The sequence below is a fragment of the Amycolatopsis sp. NPDC004169 genome (assembly GCF_040610315.1).
Lineage (GTDB): Bacteria > Actinomycetota > Actinomycetes > Mycobacteriales > Pseudonocardiaceae > Amycolatopsis.
In genome coordinates, this window is the sequence record NZ_JBEXMD010000038.1 from 84244 (window position 1) to 100930 (window position 16687).

The window sequence follows — 16687 nt, forward strand, 5'->3', positions numbered from 1 at the left end:
TCAGAGGGGGATGTTTCCGTGTTTGCGAGCCGGCAGGCTCTGCCGTTTGGTGCGCAGCATCCGCAGCGCCCGCGCCACCTGGAGGCGGGTCTGCGACGGCTGGACGACGTGGTCGACGTACCCGCGCTCGGCGGCGAGGTAGGGGCCGCCGTGGCGTTTGCGGTACTCGTCGGTGAGCCGGCGGCGCGCCGCCTCCCGTTCGCCGGCGGGCAGGCCGGCCAGCTCGCGCCGGTAGAGCACCCGCACCGCGCCTTCGGCGCCCATCACCGCGATCTCCGCGGTGGGCCAGGCCAGCACGACGTCGGCGCCGAGGTGCTTGGAGCCCATCACCGCGTAGCCACCGCCGTAGGCCTTCCGGACCACCACGGTCACCTTCGGCACGGTCGCCTCGGAATAGGCGTAGATCAGCTTGGCGCCGCGGCGGATGATGCCGCCGCGTTCCTGCTCGGTGCCCGGCAGGTAGCCGGGGACGTCGGCCAGGGTGAGCAGCGGGATCGAGAACGCGTCGCAGAAGCGCACGAACCGCGCGGCCTTTTCCGAAGCGTCGATGTCGAGCACGCCGGCCTGGTGCCGCGGCTGGTTGGCGACGATGCCGGCGGTGTGGCCCTCCACCCGCGCGAAGGCGCAGATCATGTTGGGCGCGAAGGCGCTGTGCACCTCGGTGAACTCGCCGTCGTCGACCAGCGCGGCGATCAGCTCGGTCACGTCGTAGGTCTCGTGCGGCGAGTCGGGCACCAGCCGGTCGAGCGCGAGGTCGGCGGCGGTGAGGCCGGTGCCGGTGTCGTCGGCGTAGACGGGCCCGGGGTCGAGGTTGTTCGCGGGCAGGTAGCCGAGCAGCGTCTGCACCCAGTCGAGGGCGTCTTGCTCGTCGGCAGCCCGGTGGTGGGCGTTGCCGGCGACCTCGCTCTGCACGGCCGCGCCGCCGAGTTCCTGCGCGGTGACGCGCTCGCCGGTGACGGCGTGCACGACGTCCGGGCCGGTGACGAACATGTGCGAGGTGTCGTCGACCATCACGACGAAGTCGGTCATCGCCGGCGCGTACACCGCCCCGCCGGCGCACGGTCCCAGGATCAGCGAGATCTGCGGGATCACCCCGGAGGCGTGCGCGGTGCGGCGGCCGAGCTCGGCGTAGTACGCCAGGGACACGACGCCTTCCTGGATCCGCGCGCCGCCGGAGTCGTTGATCCCGACGACCGGGCAGCCGATGGTCATGGCCAGGTCCATCAGCTTGAGCACCTTTTCGCCGGAGACCTCGCCGAGGCTGCCGCCGAAGACGCTGAAGTCCTGCGAGAACACGCAGATCTGCCGCCCGTCGACGGTGCCGTGCCCGGTGACGACGCCGTCGCCCCACGGCCGGTTCGCGTCCATCCCGAACTCGGCGCACCGGTGCCGCGCGAACTGGTCCACCTCCACGAAGGACCCGGGGTCCAGCAGCAGGTCGATCCGTTCGCGCGCGGTCAGCTTCCCCTTGGCGTGCTGCCGGTCGACGGCCCGCTTCTCGGCGATCCGCACGGCTTCGTCCTGCCGGGCGGCGAGATCGGCGATCCGGAACGCGGTGGTCGGGGTGAGCTCGTCCATCAGCGGACCACCTTCCCGATCCGGTCGGCCAGCACGGCCACGTGCGGCGGGTCGATCATCGACACGTGGTCGCCCGGGACGCGCACGACTTCGAGGGCGCGGCAGTGGGCGTCCCAGCCGAGGGCGTCGTCGGTGCGCAGGTACCGCGGGTCCAGCGCGGTGGTGAGCGGGTGGGGCTCCTGAGCGCGAAGCAGGACCACGCGACCGTCATGGCGTTGCGGCGTGTACCGCTCGGCCACCCTTGCGTCCACATAGGACTCGTACTGGTGACGCAGGACGCCGGCGCCCAGGTCCGGCACCTGCTCGGCCAGCCGGGTCATGACCCAGCGGATCTGGGCGTCTTCGTCCAGCTCGGCCAGTTCGCCGCGGGGCACCGCGAACGGGACGCCGTAGGTCCGCGAAATGTGGGCGGCGAACCGGTCGAAGCGATCCAGGAGCAGGTCCGCCGGGCTGGCCGTGCCGGGCAGCGGCAGGATGGTGTCGATGAGGAAGACGACTTCGGCGCCGTTCAGCTGCCGGGCCGTCTCGTAGGCGAGACAGCCACCGAACGACCAGCCGCCCAGCCGGTACGGACCGGCCGGCTGGACCTGCCGGACGAGTTCGGCGTACCGGGCGGCCTTGGCCTCGACGGTGTCCCGGTCGTCGAGGCGTTCGAAACCGTAGACGGGACGGCCTTCGGGGAGCAGCCGGGCGAGTTCGCGGTAGACGCTCGCGGTGCCGCCGGCCGGGTGGAAGAGGAAGACCGGGTCGCCGGCCACGCCGTCGCGCAGCAGCCGCACCGGGCCGCCGCCGTGGCCTTCGAGTTCGGCCCGCACGAGATCGGCCATCGCGGCCACGGTGGGGGTGGCGAAGAGCTCGTCGGGAACGGCGGTGAGGTGTTCGGTGAAGAGGGCGCGGAGTTGCCCGGCTTGCGCGGCGTCGCCGGGGAAACGGTCGTGGACGCCGGGTTCGGGGCCGCCGAGGACGGCCCGCCAGTGCCGGGCCACCCACCGTTCGGCCGGATCCCGCGGCCCGGTGACGACCGGCGCCGTGGTGGGACCGGCTTGCGACTCTGCGCTCTCCCGCGTCTCGGTTTCCGCCGCCGGACCGAAACCCGCCTGGTCCGCCAGGTTCTCCGCCAGCTCCGCCAAACTCGCCCCCCGCAGCAGCAACGGGATCGGCAACGGCACCCCGAAGTCCCGTTCCACCGCCCCCCGGGCCCGCATCGCCGACAGCGAGTCGAGCCCCAGCCGGGTGAGCGGGACCGTCCGGTCCACCTCCGCCAGCCCCAGCAGGTCCGCGATCACCCCCGCCAGGTGGGCCGCGATCGCCGCACGGGCCGCCTCCGGCGTTCCCCCGCGCAGTGCCTCCAGGCCGTCCCATGTGGACGATGGCGTCCGCGGTGCGAAGAGCGCGAAGAACGGCCGCTCCCCCAACCTCGGGAACAGCTCCAGCACCGCGCCGGAGTCCACCCGGGCCACGCCGGTCGCCGTGCGGTCGCGGGCCAGCACGAATTCCAGTGCCGACAGCGCTTCCCCGGTCCCGAGCGGCTCGAGCACCGGGTTGACCGACCCGGCCGCCGCGCCCACCTCGCCCCACGCGCCCCAGCCGATCGTCGTCGCCGGGAGTCCTTGGGCGCGGCGCCAGGCCACCAGCGCGTCCGTCCACGCGTTCGCCGTCGCGTACGCCGCCTGGCCCGGTGATCCGAACAGCGCGGCCGCCGACGAGTACACCAGCCACCAGTCGAGGTCGTGCCCGGCCGTCGCCTCGTGCAGCCGCCACGCGCCCAGCGCCTTCGGCCGCCAGACCGCTTCGAGCGCGTCGGCGTCCAGGCTGATCGCGGCGCCGTCGGCCAGGACGCCGGCGGCGTGCAGCACCCCGCGCAGCGGCACGCCCCCTTCGACGGCTGCCGCGACCAGGGCTTCGGCCGTGCCGGGGGCGGCGATGTCGCCGGGCACCACCCGGACGTCGATCTCGGACGGCCCGGGGTCGGCGGCGTGCCTGCTGTTGAGCACCAGCCGCGTCGCGCCCCGCGCGGCCAGCCACTTCGCCGCCGCCCGGCCCAGGCCGCCGAGGCCGCCGGTGATGATGTACGCGCCGTCGCGGACGGGCTCGCGCACCGGTTCCCCCGGCGACGGACGGCTCAGCCGCCGCGTGTACCGCACGCCGCCGCGCCAGGCGATCTCGTCGTCCGGGGCGTCCGCGCGGATCTCGCCGGGCAGCCGGTCGGCGGCGCCGTCGACCTGGGTCACGCGCAGCTCGGGGTGTTCGAAGGCCAGCACGCGCACGAGCCCGCGCAGCGCGGCGGCTCCCGGGTCACCCCGCTCCCCCGCCTCGACGCTGTGCGCCCCGGACGTCACCAGCCACAACCGCGGCGCCACCGGCAGCTCGGCGAGCTCGGCGACGACCCCGGCCACGGTCCCGGCCAGCCGGGCGCCCCGGGCCGGATCGGGCTCGTCCGCGGCGCCGAGCAGGGCGACGACGGCGGCCGGCTCCCCGTCACGCAGCAGCTTCGCCAACTCGGCCCGGTCGCCGAGGCGGGCGGTCCGGACGTCTTCGCCGGCCAGGGTCGAGCCATCGCCCGACAGCACGATCCACCGGTGCCCGCGGGGGCGCCCCCCGTTTTCCACTCTACCGACCGGCACCGACAATTCCGGCGCCTCAGGCAGTGGCGACGGCTGCCACGATGCCTCGAACAGCAGGCGCGTCACCGCCGCGTCGCGGTAAGGACGGCAGTAGACGTCGCGGAACTCGACCAAGACGACGTCGTCGGAGTCGACCAGCTGCACGCTGCCGAGCACGCCCTCGCCGGACTCCTTCAGCACGGCGTCGACCCGCACCCCGCGGCGGGGATCGCCCGCGACGATCACCTCGCCGATGCTGAGCGGCAGGTACAGAGCGTCCGCCGCGCCGACGGCCGCGGCCAGCGTGTGCAGGCAGGCGTCGGCGAGGGCGGGGTGCAGCACGTACGCGGGGTGGTCGGCGTCCGGCTGCGCGATCGACGCCGACGCGCGCCCGGGCGCCGCGGTCACCCGGCGCAGGCCGCGGAAGGCCGGCCCGTAGGACTGTCCCAGCTCGGCCAGCGCGCGGTAGACGTCGACCGGTTCCCCGGCGGTCTCCCCGAACGGCGCCGACGGCGTGCCGCCGGTGCCGATCCGCGCGGTGGCGTGCCGGATCCACTGCCCGGCCCGCGTGTGGACGCTCAGCTCGGCCCCGCGCAGCGTCGTGGTGACCTCGGTGTGCTCGCCGAGCGGGAGCACCTCCCGCAGTTCGAGGTCGTGGACGCGGCCGCCCGGGCCGGCCGCGGCGAGCGCCAGTTCGAGGAAGCCGGTGGCCGGGAACACCGGGACGCCCCGGACCGGGTGGTCGGCCAGCCACGCCCACGCCGCGGTGCCGACGTCACCGCGCCACAGGTGGCCGCCACCGGGGTCTTCGACGTGCACGCCGAGCAGCGGGTGCGCCCCGCCGGTGCGGACGGTCCGGCGCGGCCAGAAGCGGGTGTGCCGCCACACCGGGCCGGGCAGCTCGACCGGCGGCGTCTGCGGCCGGGCGGCCAGCACGCCGGGCCGGCCACGGACGTGGAGCCGGGCGAGGCTGGTGAGGAACGCCGTCCGCTCGTCGATCCGGCGGCTCGCCGAGGGCAGTCCGAGGACGCCGCACTGTTCGATGGCGGCCAGTGCCACCGGGTGCGGCGAGATTTCGACGAACACGGTGTGCCCGTCCGCGGCCGCCGCGGCGAGTGCCTGGCTGAACCGCACGGGACGGCGCAGGTTCGCCGCCCAGTATTCGACGTCGAAGGACGGCGGTTCGTCGTGGACGCTGCTGTAGCACCGGATTGGGGGCACACCGGGGGTCAGCCCGGCCACCGCGGCGCGGAACGGGCCGAGCAGCGGTTCGACGGCCGCGGAATGCCCGGCCCCGCCGACCGGCAGCCGCCGGGCCAGCCTGCCGAGGCCTTCGGCGTGCGCGACCACGGCGTCGACGTCGTCGGCGGCTCCGCTGATGGTGCACTGGGTCGGCGAGGCGTAGACCGCGATGGCGACGTCCGGGAACTGCGCGAGCTCGGCCGGTGTCAGCTCGACGACCGCCATCGCCCCGTCGCCGCGTTCGTCGAGGTCCGCGAGCAGCCGCGCCCGGGCGGCCATGACCCGCAGGCCGTCGGCGACTTCCAGCGCCCCGGCCACGACGGCTGCCGCCACCTCGCCCATCGAGTGCCCGAGCACGGCCGCGGGAACGACACCGTGCGAACGCCAGAGTGCGGCCAAGGCGAGCTGGATCCCGAAGAGGGCGAGCTGGGTCCCGGCGAGGCCGGGCCGCTCCAGCGCCTCACGCAGGGAAAACCCGGCTTCGGCGCGGAAGACGGGATCGAGCGCGTCGATCTCCGCCCGGAAGGCGGGCTCCGAGCGGAGCAGCAGGCGGCCCATCCCGGACCACTGCGAGCCGTACCCGGAGAAGACGAAAACGACACCGGTGTCCGCCGCCTGGTCACCGGCGGCCAGGTTGCGCAAGGCTTCGACCACCTCACCGCGGCTCTCCCCGACCACCGCCCCGCGCACCGGCAGGTGCTCCCGCCGGTGCGCGAGCGTCGACGCCACGGCGTCCAGGGGCACGTCACTCTCCGCCAGCCAGTCCGCCAGCTGTTCCGCCCGCGCGTGCAGCACCTCGGCGGACCGCGCCGAGAGGGCGAACACCTGCGGGCCGGCGGCACCGGCCCGGGGCGGGAACGCCGCGGACGGCCACTCCTCGACCACGACGTGCGCGTTCGTCCCGCCGAACCCGAACGCCGAAACCCCGGCCCGCGCGGTTCCCGGGTAGCGCGGCCAGTCCGTTCCCGACGCCACCACCCGCAGCCCGGTGAAGTCGATGCGCGGGTTCGGTTCGCGGAAGTGCAGGCTGGGCGGCAGCCGCCGGTGCGTCATCGCCAGCACCACCTTCAGCAGCCCGGTGATCCCGGCCGCGCCTTCGAGGTGGCCCAGGTTGCTCTTCACCGACCCCAGCAGCAGCGGACGGGCGGCCGGGCGGCCCGGCCCGAGCACCGCCGCCAGTGCCCCCGCCTCCAGCGGGTCGCCCAGCGGTGTCCCGGTGCCGTGCGCCTCCACGTAGTCCACAGAGGACGGATCGACACCCGCCGTGGCGTACGCGTCACGCAGCAATGCCGCCTGCGCGGCGGGGTTGGGTGCGGTCAGCCCGTTGGAGCGGCCGTCGGAGTTGACCGCGCTGCCGCGGATCAGCGCCAGCACCCGGTCACCCGCCCGCCGGGCCGCCCGCAGGGTCCTGAGCACGACGACGCCGCAGCCTTCGCCCCGGACGATCCCGTCGGCGCCGGCGTCGAAGGGTTTGCAGCGGCCGTCCGCGGCCAGCACGCCGGCCCGGTGGAAGCCGGCCGTGATCCCCGGCGAGAGCAGCACGTTCACCCCGGCGGCCAGCGCGGTTTCGCTCTCGCCGCGGCGCAGGCTCTGCACCGCCTGGTGCACCGCGACCAGCGACGACGAGCACGCGGTGTCCAGGGTGAGGCTGGGCCCGCGCAGGTCGAGCAGGTACGACAGCCGGTTCGCCGCGATGCTCGCCGCCGCGCCGGTGCCGGACCAGACGTCGACCGCGCCGACGTCGGTCATCGTCAGCGAGCCGTACTCGGTGGCCGACAGCCCGACGAACACCCCGGTCCGGCTGCCGCGCAGGCCGGCGGGCGGGATGCCCGCGTGCTCCAGCGCCGCCCAGGCGACCTCCAGCAGGATCCGCTGCTGCGGGTCCATCGCCTCGGCTTCCCGCGGGGTGATGCCGAAGAACTCCGCGTCGAACCCGGCGACGTCGTCGAGGAACCCGCCGCGGGCGGGCACGCCGGCGAGCTCCTCCGCCGGGGCGAAGGTCTCCCAGCGGCCGTCCGGGACGGTACCGATGCCGTCGCCGCCGTCGTCGAGGAAGCGCCAGAACGCCTCCGGGGATTCGATGCCGCCGGGCAGCCGGCAGCCGAGGCCGACGACCGCGATCGGCTCGCCGTCCTCCGGCAGGGGAACGTGCGCCGGCACCGGCTCCACAGTGGACAGGTGGGCGGCGAGCGCGTCGATCGTCGGGTACTGCCACACCAGGGTCGGGGCGAGCGGGCGGCCGGCGAACGCGCCGAGGTCGGCCGCCAGGGTCGTCGCGTCCCGTGAGGACAGTCCGGTTTCGTGCAACGGCCGGCCGGGGTCGACGGCACCGAGCCGCGCGATCAGCCAGGCGCGGATCGCCGCGGCGTCCGGCGCGCTCATCCGAGCCGCCGCGCGGTCAGCGCACCGTCCAGGTAGGACACCCGGCACCGCGCCCTGCTGATCTTGCCGCTGGAGGTGCGGGGCACTTCGCCCGGGGCCAGGAAGACGACGTCGTGCAGGCGCAGCCCGTGCCCGGCCGAGACCGCCGCCGTCACCGCGGCGGTCGCCGCGGCGATGTCGGCTTCGGTGTCCTTCGCGCGTTCCAGCACGACGACCGCGGCTTCGCCGTCGTCGCCGTCGATCGCGAAGGCCGCGGCCGAGTGCGGCCGGACGGCCGGGTGTTCCTCCACGGTCTGCTCGATGTCCTGCGGGTAGTGGTTGCGGCCGTCGACGACGACCAGGTCCTTCAGCCGGCCGGTCACGAACAGCTCGCCGTCGAAGACCACGCCGAGGTCACCGGTCGCCAGCCAGCCCTCGCCGGTGTCCGGATCGAGTGGCGGCAGGCCGAAGGCGGCCGCCGACGCGTCGGGCCGGCCCCAGTAACCGCGGCCGACGTTCGGGCCACTGACCCGGATTTCGCCGACCTCGCCCGGTTCGGCGGGCCGGCCGTTCACCGGGTCGGCGATCCGCACCCGCTGGCCGGCCGGGCGGCCGCACGAGACGAGCGTGGTGGCGGTCGTGCCCGGGACGACGGGCACGGCGTAGCCGGCGGCGAGCCGGGCCCGGTCGAAGGTGACCTGCCGCGGCGGTTTTCCGGCGTCGGTCACCGAAACCAGCACGGTGGCCTCGGCCAGGCCGTAGGAGGACCGGTGCACCTCGGGCCGCAGCCCGCAGCCGGCGAAGGCGTCGTGGAACTTCGCGATCGTGGCCGGCAGCACCGGCTCGCTGCCGTTGATCAGCGAGACCACCCGGCTCAGCTCGAGGTGGAGCTTCTCGGCCTCGGTGACGCGGGAGGCGCAGTAGGCGTAGGCGAAGTTCGGGGCCGCGCTGATCGCGCCCGGGCTCGCCGAGAGCGCGCGCAGCCAGCGCGCGGGCTGCTCGAGGAACGCCAGGGGGTCCATCAGGACCGATTCCAGCCCGCCGGTCATCGGCGCGCCGATGCCGAGGATCAGCCCCATGTCGTGGAACAGCGGCAGCCAGCTGACCGTCGACGTGGTCCCGCTTTCCGCGCCGTAGGCGGTGCACGCCTGGCGGGCGTTGGCCAGCACGTTGCGGTGGGTCAGCACGACCCCGGCCGGCGAGCGCGTCGACCCGGACGTGTACTGCAGGTACGCCGGGGCGTCCGGATCGGGCTCGGGCCACCCGCGCGGCCCGGCGGGCGGCACGGCGTCGACGTCGACCACCACCGCGTCGACCGGGCCACCGGCGAGGAACCGGGTGACCGGCTCGCGGTCGCCGTCCGTGGTCAGCACGACGCGCGGGCCGCAGTCGGCGAGCGCCGCGGCCAGCCGGCCCGCGTGCCCGGGCAGGCCGGGCGCGAACAGCGGCACGGCGACCAGCCCGGCCCGCAGCGCACCGAGGAACGCGACGACGTACCCGGTGGACTGCCCGGCCAGCACCGCCGCCCGCTCCCCCGGACCGGCCACTTCGGACAGCCGGACCGCGACCGCCTCGACCCGCTCGTCGAGCTCGCGCCAGGTGAGCGAAACCGCCCGTTCGCCGTGGTGGTGGTCGAGGTGGGTCACGGCGATCCGGTCGCCGAGGCGGTGCGCCCACTGCCCCAGCAAGGTGGCGAAGGATTCGCCGGCGGCGACGGGCGTACCGGTGCCGGGAACCGGCCGGGAAATGGTTTCCATGCATCCTCGCAGAGAGCGTTTACCCGGCGCAGTGAATAACCGCGCCGGTGCGGTTGTCAACGATTCGATCGCGGATACTCATGGCGAAACGGGTTACGGGACAGCACGTTTGTCACGCGGCGACGAGGTCTCGGCCAGGCGGGGCCCGGGCACGCGCACGGCCAGCAGCGCGCCCGCGAAGGTCAGCGCGGCCGCGGTGAGCAGGCCCGCGGTGTACCCGCCGGCCAGGGCCGGCCCGGCGGCGGCACCCGCTTCGAGCCGCGCCGCGCGCACCGCCGTCAGCACCGCGCCGATCAGCGCCACCCCGAGCGCGCTCGACAGTTCCCGCGCCGCGGTGAGCCAGCCCGACGCCGTGCCGGAGTGGTGTGGTGCCACCACGTCGAGCGCGTGCGAGGTCATCGGGACGGTGAACGCCGAGCCCGCACCGACCAGGACCAGGCCCGGCACACGCGGCCACAGCGACGGGAGGTGGTTCACCGCGGCCACGGCCAGCAGGCCCGCGCCCACCACCGCCAGCCCCGCCGCCACCGTCCGCAGTGGACCGTGCCGGGCGGCCGCGGCCGGCACCAGCGGGGTCGCGGCCACCACCGCCACCGCGACCAGCACCAGGGGCAGCCCGGCGGCGGCCGGGCCGAGCCCGAGGAACTCCTGGTGCAGCAACGGCGTGAAGAAGAAGATCCCGGAAATGCCCAGTCCCCACAGCAGCTGCAGGCCGAGCGAGCCCACGAACACCCGGTTCCCGGTCAGGGCGCGCGGGACCAGCCGCTCCCGCGCCCGCCGCTCCCGGACGAAGAACACCACCCCGGCGGCGATCCCCGCGGCGAGCAGCGGGATCCGGAGCGCGGGTTCGGCCAGCGCCGTGGTGAGCAGCACCAGGCTCGCCGTCACCAGGACCATCGCCGATGCCGGTGGCGTGCGGGCCCCGGCGTCGCGGCCGGGCGGCACGGTCCCCGGCAGCAGCACCAGCATCGCGGCCACGAACGGCAGGTTGACGAAGAAGATCCAGGCCCAGCCGCAGTATTCGCTCAAGACCCCGCCGAGCGCCGGCCCGCCGGCCAGTGCCGCGGCCAGGCAGGCCGTCCACACCGCCGCCCCGAACGTCCGGCCGCGCGCGTCGAGGTTGGTCCGCAGCAGGCTCAGCAGGCCGGGCACCAGGAACGCGGCCGCCACGCCCTGCAGCACCCGCGCGGCGACCAGCAGCCACGCCGAGCCCGCCAGCCCGCCCACCGCCGCGCCGCCACCGAACGCGAGCAGCGCACCGGCCAGCGCCGGGCGCCGTCCCCAGCGGTCGACGAGCGCGCCCGCGGCCGGCAGGAGCCCGGCGAACGGCAGCATGTACCCGAGCGCGATCCACTGCAGCGCCCGGACGTCCAGGCCGAGGTCGCGGGCGATCGACGGCGCACCCGCGACGACGATCGTGTTGTCCAGCGTCGTGACGAACGCGCCGAGCGCGAGCACGACCAGCGTCCGCCGGGTCATCGCGTGCTCCCCGCCAGCTCGGCGGCGACGACCGCGTTCCGGTGCGGGAACCACCAGTTGGCCGCGCCGAGCCGGGCCATCACGGCGGGGACGAGCACGCACCGGACGACGACGGCGTCCAGCAGCACGGCGACGGTCAGGCCGGCACCGGCCTCCCGCACCACCCTGGCGTCGACGAAGGCGAACGACACGAACACCAGCGCCATGATCAGCGCGGCCGCGGTGATGGTCCGGCCGGTCGCCGCGACCCCGTCGACGACGGCCGCGCGGGTGTCGCCGTGGCGGCGCCACGCCTCCTGGATGCGGGCGATGAGGAAGACCTCGTAGTCCATCGACAGCCCGAACAGCCCGGCGAACAGGAACACCGGCAGGTACGGCTCGGTCGGGGCGCCGAAGGCGAACACCACCACGCCGGCCGTCGCGGCCGCGGTCAGCAGGTTCATCACCGCCGCGGTGAGCGGGATCAGCACGCTGCGGAACACCCAGGCCAGCAGCAGCACCGAAATCCCGATGACGGCGGCGAAGAACAGCGGCAGCCGGGCGGTGATCGCTTCGGCGAAGTCGGCCCGGGCCGCGACCACCCCGCCGACGCTCGCGTCCGGGCTGCCGAGGATCCTGGCCAGCACCCGCGTGGAGGCGAGCAGCTCGCCGGTCGCCGGATCACCGGGTGCGGTCCGCGGGACCACCGTGAGCAGCCAGACCCCGCCGGGCAGCGCGGCAGGCGGGCCGACGTCGGCGCCGGCCCGCAGCGCTTCCCGCAGTTCGCCCACCGAATCGCCGCCGGTGCCGACCACCAGCAGGGGTGCGTCCGCACCCGGCCCGAAACCCTCCTGCAGCAGTTCGGCGGCCGTCCGCGTGATGCTGCCGGGCGGGTCGAGCGCGGCGTCCGGCACGCCGAGCCGCAGCCCGGCCACCGGGAGTGCGAGCACGGCCACGACCAGCAGGGCGGCCAGCGTGTACGGGCCGGGGCGCGCGGTCACCGACCGGGCGAGCCGGGCCCACCCGACGGCCCGCGCGTCCGGGCGCACCTTCATCCGCCGGGCGACCGGACGCAGCAACGCGGGCAGCAGGGTCAGCGCGGCCAGGGCGGCCAGCAGCACCGAGACCGCGGCGGCGACCGCGATCCCGGTCAGGAACGGCAGGCCGACGGTGAGCATCCCGGCCAGCGAGACGCACACGGTGACCCCGGCGAAGACCACGCTGCGGCCCGAGGTCGCGGCCGCCACCGCCAGCGCCGCCGCCGGTTCGGCGCCGTCCCGGCGGCCCTGGCGGTAGCGGGTGAGCACGAACAGCGCGTAGTCGACGCCGATGCCGAGCCCCAGCAGGGCGGCGATCTCGGTGCTGATCTTCGGCATGGTCATGACGTGCGACAACAGCGTCGCGGCGGCCAGCGCGCAGCCCACCGAGACCGCCGCGGTCAGGACCGGGAGCAGCACGCAGGTCACCGAGCCGAAGGCCACCAGCAGCACCACGGCCGCGGCGAGCAGGCCGATCCCGGCGTTGCCCAGGTCGGGCGCGGCGGCCGTCGTCGCGGCGAGCTCGCCGGACGCCCCGGCGGTCAGGCCGTCGGCGTTCCGGACGGTGGCGGCCAGCGCGTCGGCCGTCCCCTGGCCGAGGTCGGCGGCCGGCGCGTCGAAGCGCACGGTGAGCACCGCCGTCCGCCGGTCGGCGGACACCTGTCCCGGCGCCGGGTCGACGGACACCACGTGCGGCAACGCCGCGAGGCGAGCGGCCAGCGCGTCGAGCCGCAACCGGCCCGGACCACGGTCGATCGGGCCGTCCGGGGAGGAAGCGACCACGCGTTCGCCGGCGCCGCCGGAACCGGTGCTGCGCAGCAGGTTCGCCGCCAGCGTGCTGTCGGCGGCGGGGAGCACCACCGTGTCGCGGAAGGCCGCGCCGGTGTGCAGCGCGGCGGGAAGCAGCCCGCCGAGAGCCGCCAGCCACAGCACGAGCACGACGCCGGCCCGGCGGAAACACCAGGAAACGAGCGCCGTCATCGGTTCTCCTCCTCCCGCGGCCCGGTTGATCACGCTAACAACCATGCGGGGCGCGAAGATACCGTCCCGGTTCACAAATCGAATCCCGGAAACCTTTGCCGCGGTTAGTGATCCGGGTTTGTCGGGCAGGTGACAAACTCCGGTGCGGGCGTTGGTCCCGGCGTGACAGAACCCGTCTCGGACGCAGGGATGCCGGTTGCCAACTCCGATCCCGTGTGAGTACATGACGTCCGCGCCGACGACGGCGCGAACACTGCACGCGGCGCGGCGAGGGGTGTGAAGCATGACCGGGACGATCACGCAGGCGGCGATCCCGCAGCCGCGGGGCACCGGCCGCGCGCGGCAGCTGTGGTGCTCGCTGCCCACCGAACTCGCCGGGCGCTTCCGCCCGCACGCCGACCCGCTCGCGCGGCGGATCCTCGAGGAGGTCCAGACCGCCGTCCCGGAGTACGCCAAGCCCCTCGAAGGCGAATTCGGCAAGATGATCGTGCTCGCCATCGAGCAGGCGGTGCTCAGCTGCATCGACAGCATCGAGGAGCTACCGTCCACAACGGACGAATGGGCCGAGTTGTTCGTGGAGGTCGGCAGGCGCGTCCACCACGACGGCGGCAGCCTCAACTCGCTGCAGGCCGCCTACCGCGCCGGCGGGCGGGCGGCGTGGCGCTACGTCGCCGAGCTGGGGCAGGCCCACCGGTTCTCCGCGGCCGTGCTGTGCGTCGGCGCCGAGGCCATCTTCGCCTACGTGGAAGAGATTTCCTCCTACTCGGTCGAGGGCTACACCCTCGCCCAGGCGATGGCGACCGGCACGCTCGAACGACGGCGGCGCCGGCTCCTCGAACTGCTGCTGGCCACCCCGCCGACGTCCCCGGCCACGCTGGCGACGATGGCCAAGGCCGCGCAGTGGGTGATCCCGGAGTGGGTCACGGTGGTCGCGCTCGACCCCCGGACCGGCCCGCACCCGCCGCCGACCCCGCAGCTGGCCGGCGACGTGCTGCTGGACCTCGAAGGCCCCGAGCCGTGCCTGCTCACCCCGAGGCCGGACCGCGACCTGCGGGGCCTGGAGGGCCGGTTGCCGGGCTGGCGCGCGGCGGTCGGCCCCCGGGTCCGCCCGGCCGACGCGGCGACGTCACTGCAGTGGGCCCGCCGCACCCTCGACCTGCTCCGGGGCGGCCTGGCCGGCGACGCTTCGGTGACGCACACGGCCGACCACCTGGCCACGCACTGGCTGCTGCTCGACCGCTTCCTGCTGGACGAGCTGTCGGCGAAGGCGCTCGCCCCGTTCGCGGGCCTGACGCCCAAGCAGCAGACGCGGCTGGCCGAGACGCTGCTGAGCTGGCTGGAGCACAGCGGCAACACCCCGGACATCGCCCGGGCCCTGCGGATCCACCCGCAGACGGTCCGCTACCGCGTGAGCCAGCTGGCCGAGCTGTTCGGCGACCGGCTGGCGGATCCGGCGAAGCGCCTGGAGATCCAGATGGCCCTGAGCGCCCACCGGCTGCTGGGCACCCGTCCGCCGGCCGGCGACCGCTGAGGCCCCCGCCACGGCTCTGGCGGGGCCTCGGGCGGCTGTTCCGGCGAGTGTCCTTGACCGCGTGCAGCCGCGAATCTAAGGTCGATCCAGGCTGTTAGCGCTAACAGTCCGGGAGGATCGACGATGACCGCACCCGAACTCACCCGGGAGCTGTTCGGCAAGGCCGGCGGCACCGACGTCCACCGGTACACGCTCCGGCACCCCGGCGGGCCGGTCGTGCGCGTGCTCGACTACGGCGGCGTGCTGCAGTCACTGGAGGCGCCGGACCGCGACGGCCGCCTCGCCAACGTCGTCCTCGGCTTCGCGGACCTGGACTCCTACGTCGCCAACAACGGCCCCGAGGCGGACCGGGTGTTCCTCGGCGCGGTGATCGGCCGGTTCGCCAACCGGATCGCCGGCGGCACGTTCACCCTCGACGGCGTCCAGTACCGGGTGCCCCTCAACAACGGCAAGAACAGCCTCCACGGCGGCCCCGCCGGATTCGACACGCGGGTCTGGTCGGCGGCCGAGGTCCGGGACGACGACGGCGTCGCCGTGCGGCTCACGCTGATCAGCCCGGACGGCGACCAGGGCTACCCCGGCCGGCTCACCACCGAGGTCACCTACCGCCTCGACGCGCGCGGCCGGCTGCGCATCACCTACCGCGCGACCACCGACGCGCCGACCGTGGTCAACCTGACCAACCACACCTACTGGAACCTGGCCGGCGAAGGGACGGGCGACGTCCACGAGCACCGGCTGCAGCTCGCCGCGAGCCGGTACTGCCCGACCGGCGAGGACCTGATCCCGGCGGGCGACCCGGTCCCGGTCGCCGGGACGCCGTTCGACTTCCGCGCGTGGGCGCCGATCGGCGCCCGGGTCGGCGAGCCGGACCCCCAGCTGGTGATCGGCCGGGGCTACGACCACAACTGGGTGCTCGACGACGGCGCCCCGTTCGCCGCCCGCGCGTGGGATCCGGCGTCCGGGCGGCTGCTCACCATGTGGACGACCGAGCCGGGCCTGCAGTTCTACTCGGGCAACTACCTCACCGCGGACCTGACCGGCACGAGCGGCCGGCCCTACCACCGCGGCGCGGGCTTCGCGCTGGAGGCGCAGCACTTCCCGGACTCCCCCAACCGGCCGGACTTCCCCAGCACGGTGCTGCGCCCGGGCGAGGTCTACCACCAGGAGACGGTGTTCGCCCTGACCACCGCGGACGAGCCGCCGGTGGCGTGAACGACAATCGCGGGGCGCACGCGGAGTCCCGCCGCTAGCCTCGCCGGTCATGGGAGATCTTTCCGCCGTCGCCGCGGACCTCGCGCCCACCGGCACGCTGCGCGCCTCGATCAACCTCGGCAACCCCGTGCTCGCGCACGGCACGCCGGCGGAGCCGGGCGGGATCACGGTCGACCTCGCGCGCGAGGTGGCTGCCCGGCTGGCCGTGCCGGTGGCGTTCGCCTGCTTCGACGCGGCCCGCAAGTCGTTCGAGGCGCTGACCTCCGGCGCGGCCGACCTGGGTTTCCTGGCGATCGAACCCGCCCGCGCGGCCCAGGTGACGTTCACGGCACCGTACGTCCTCATCGAAGGCGTGTACGTCGTCCCCGACGGCTCGCCGTTCGCTTCGCCGGACGACGTCGACCGGCCGGACGTCCGGATCGGCGTCAAGCAGGGGTCCGCGTACGACCTGTACCTGACCAGGACCTTGCAGCACGCGACGATCGTGCGCGGCGAGGACGGCCTCACCGCGTTCGAGGACGGCGGCCTGGAGGTCGCCGCCGGGATCCGCCAGCCGCTGACCGCCTACGTCACCGCTCACCCCGGCACCCGGGTGCTCCCGGGGCGGTTCATGGAGATCCGCCAGGCCGTGTGCACCACCCCCGACCGCCGGCCGGAGACGGTCGCGTTCCTGCACGACCTGGTCGAAGAGCTGAAGGCCACGGGCTTCGTCGCCGAGGCCCTGCGCCGCGCGAAGCAGGACGCCACGGTCGCCGCGCCCGCCTGACGGCTAGACGAGTAATGCGTAACTCGGTCAGTGGTCGTAGGCGGTCAGGGATCGGGTGATGGCTTGGCCGGTGGCGCGGTTGTGCCAGATGGCGGCGGTCAACGCGAGGAGGCGTTGGGCGACGCGGACGCCGACACCCTCGATGGTGCGTCCGCCGT

8 protein-coding genes and 1 pseudogene are annotated in these 16687 nt (G+C 74.9%); 3 read left to right on the plus strand and 6 right to left on the minus strand.

What is annotated here, in order from left to right; genetic code table 11:
• The 5 genes from ABZX11_RS37070 to ABZX11_RS37090 all read right to left on the minus strand — a co-directional run bounded on the left by ABZX11_RS37070 (position 1) and on the right by ABZX11_RS37090 (position 13017).
• On the minus strand, positions 1 to 1578 hold the full coding sequence (locus tag ABZX11_RS37070; protein WP_354922256.1) for an acyl-CoA carboxylase subunit beta: 1578 nt from the start codon (positions 1576 to 1578) through the stop codon (positions 1 to 3).
• Entirely contained in the window at positions 1578 to 7805 is a 6228-nt protein-coding gene (locus tag ABZX11_RS37075; protein ID WP_354922259.1) for an SDR family NAD(P)-dependent oxidoreductase, read from the minus strand. Before ABZX11_RS37075 ends, ABZX11_RS37070 begins: the two co-directional genes overlap by 1 nt.
• Positions 7802 to 9541 (minus strand): fatty acyl-AMP ligase, encoded by a 1740-nt coding sequence (locus ABZX11_RS37080; RefSeq protein WP_354922262.1) that lies wholly within the window; start codon positions 9539 to 9541, stop codon positions 7802 to 7804. The genes ABZX11_RS37075 and ABZX11_RS37080 overlap by 4 nt, the downstream gene beginning before the upstream one ends.
• A gap of 93 nt (positions 9542 to 9634) precedes the next feature.
• Entirely contained in the window at positions 9635 to 11020 is a 1386-nt protein-coding gene (locus tag ABZX11_RS37085; RefSeq protein WP_354922265.1) for an MFS transporter, read from the minus strand.
• Positions 11017 to 13017, minus strand: coding sequence for an MMPL family transporter (locus ABZX11_RS37090; RefSeq protein WP_354922268.1), 2001 nt, complete (start codon positions 13015 to 13017; stop codon positions 11017 to 11019). The genes ABZX11_RS37085 and ABZX11_RS37090 overlap by 4 nt, the downstream gene beginning before the upstream one ends.
• A 283-nt stretch (positions 13018 to 13300) precedes the next feature.
• Between ABZX11_RS37090 and ABZX11_RS37095 the strand changes: the two genes are divergently transcribed.
• The 3 genes from ABZX11_RS37095 to ABZX11_RS37105 all read left to right on the plus strand — a co-directional run bounded on the left by ABZX11_RS37095 (position 13301) and on the right by ABZX11_RS37105 (position 16529).
• Positions 13301 to 14548: a helix-turn-helix domain-containing protein gene (locus ABZX11_RS37095; protein WP_354922271.1), complete on the plus strand. Its 1248-nt coding sequence runs from the start codon at positions 13301 to 13303 to the stop codon at positions 14546 to 14548.
• Between the two features lie 123 nt (positions 14549 to 14671).
• Positions 14672 to 15763 (plus strand): aldose epimerase family protein, encoded by a 1092-nt coding sequence (locus ABZX11_RS37100; RefSeq protein WP_354922274.1) that lies wholly within the window; start codon positions 14672 to 14674, stop codon positions 15761 to 15763.
• Between the two features lie 49 nt (positions 15764 to 15812).
• Positions 15813 to 16529 (plus strand): transporter substrate-binding domain-containing protein, encoded by a 717-nt coding sequence (locus tag ABZX11_RS37105; RefSeq protein WP_354922277.1) that lies wholly within the window; start codon positions 15813 to 15815, stop codon positions 16527 to 16529.
• Between the two features lie 27 nt (positions 16530 to 16556).
• Here ABZX11_RS37105 and ABZX11_RS37110 read toward each other — a convergent pair.
• A pseudogene (locus ABZX11_RS37110) lies at positions 16557 to 16687 on the minus strand (IS982 family transposase); the annotation flags it as partial.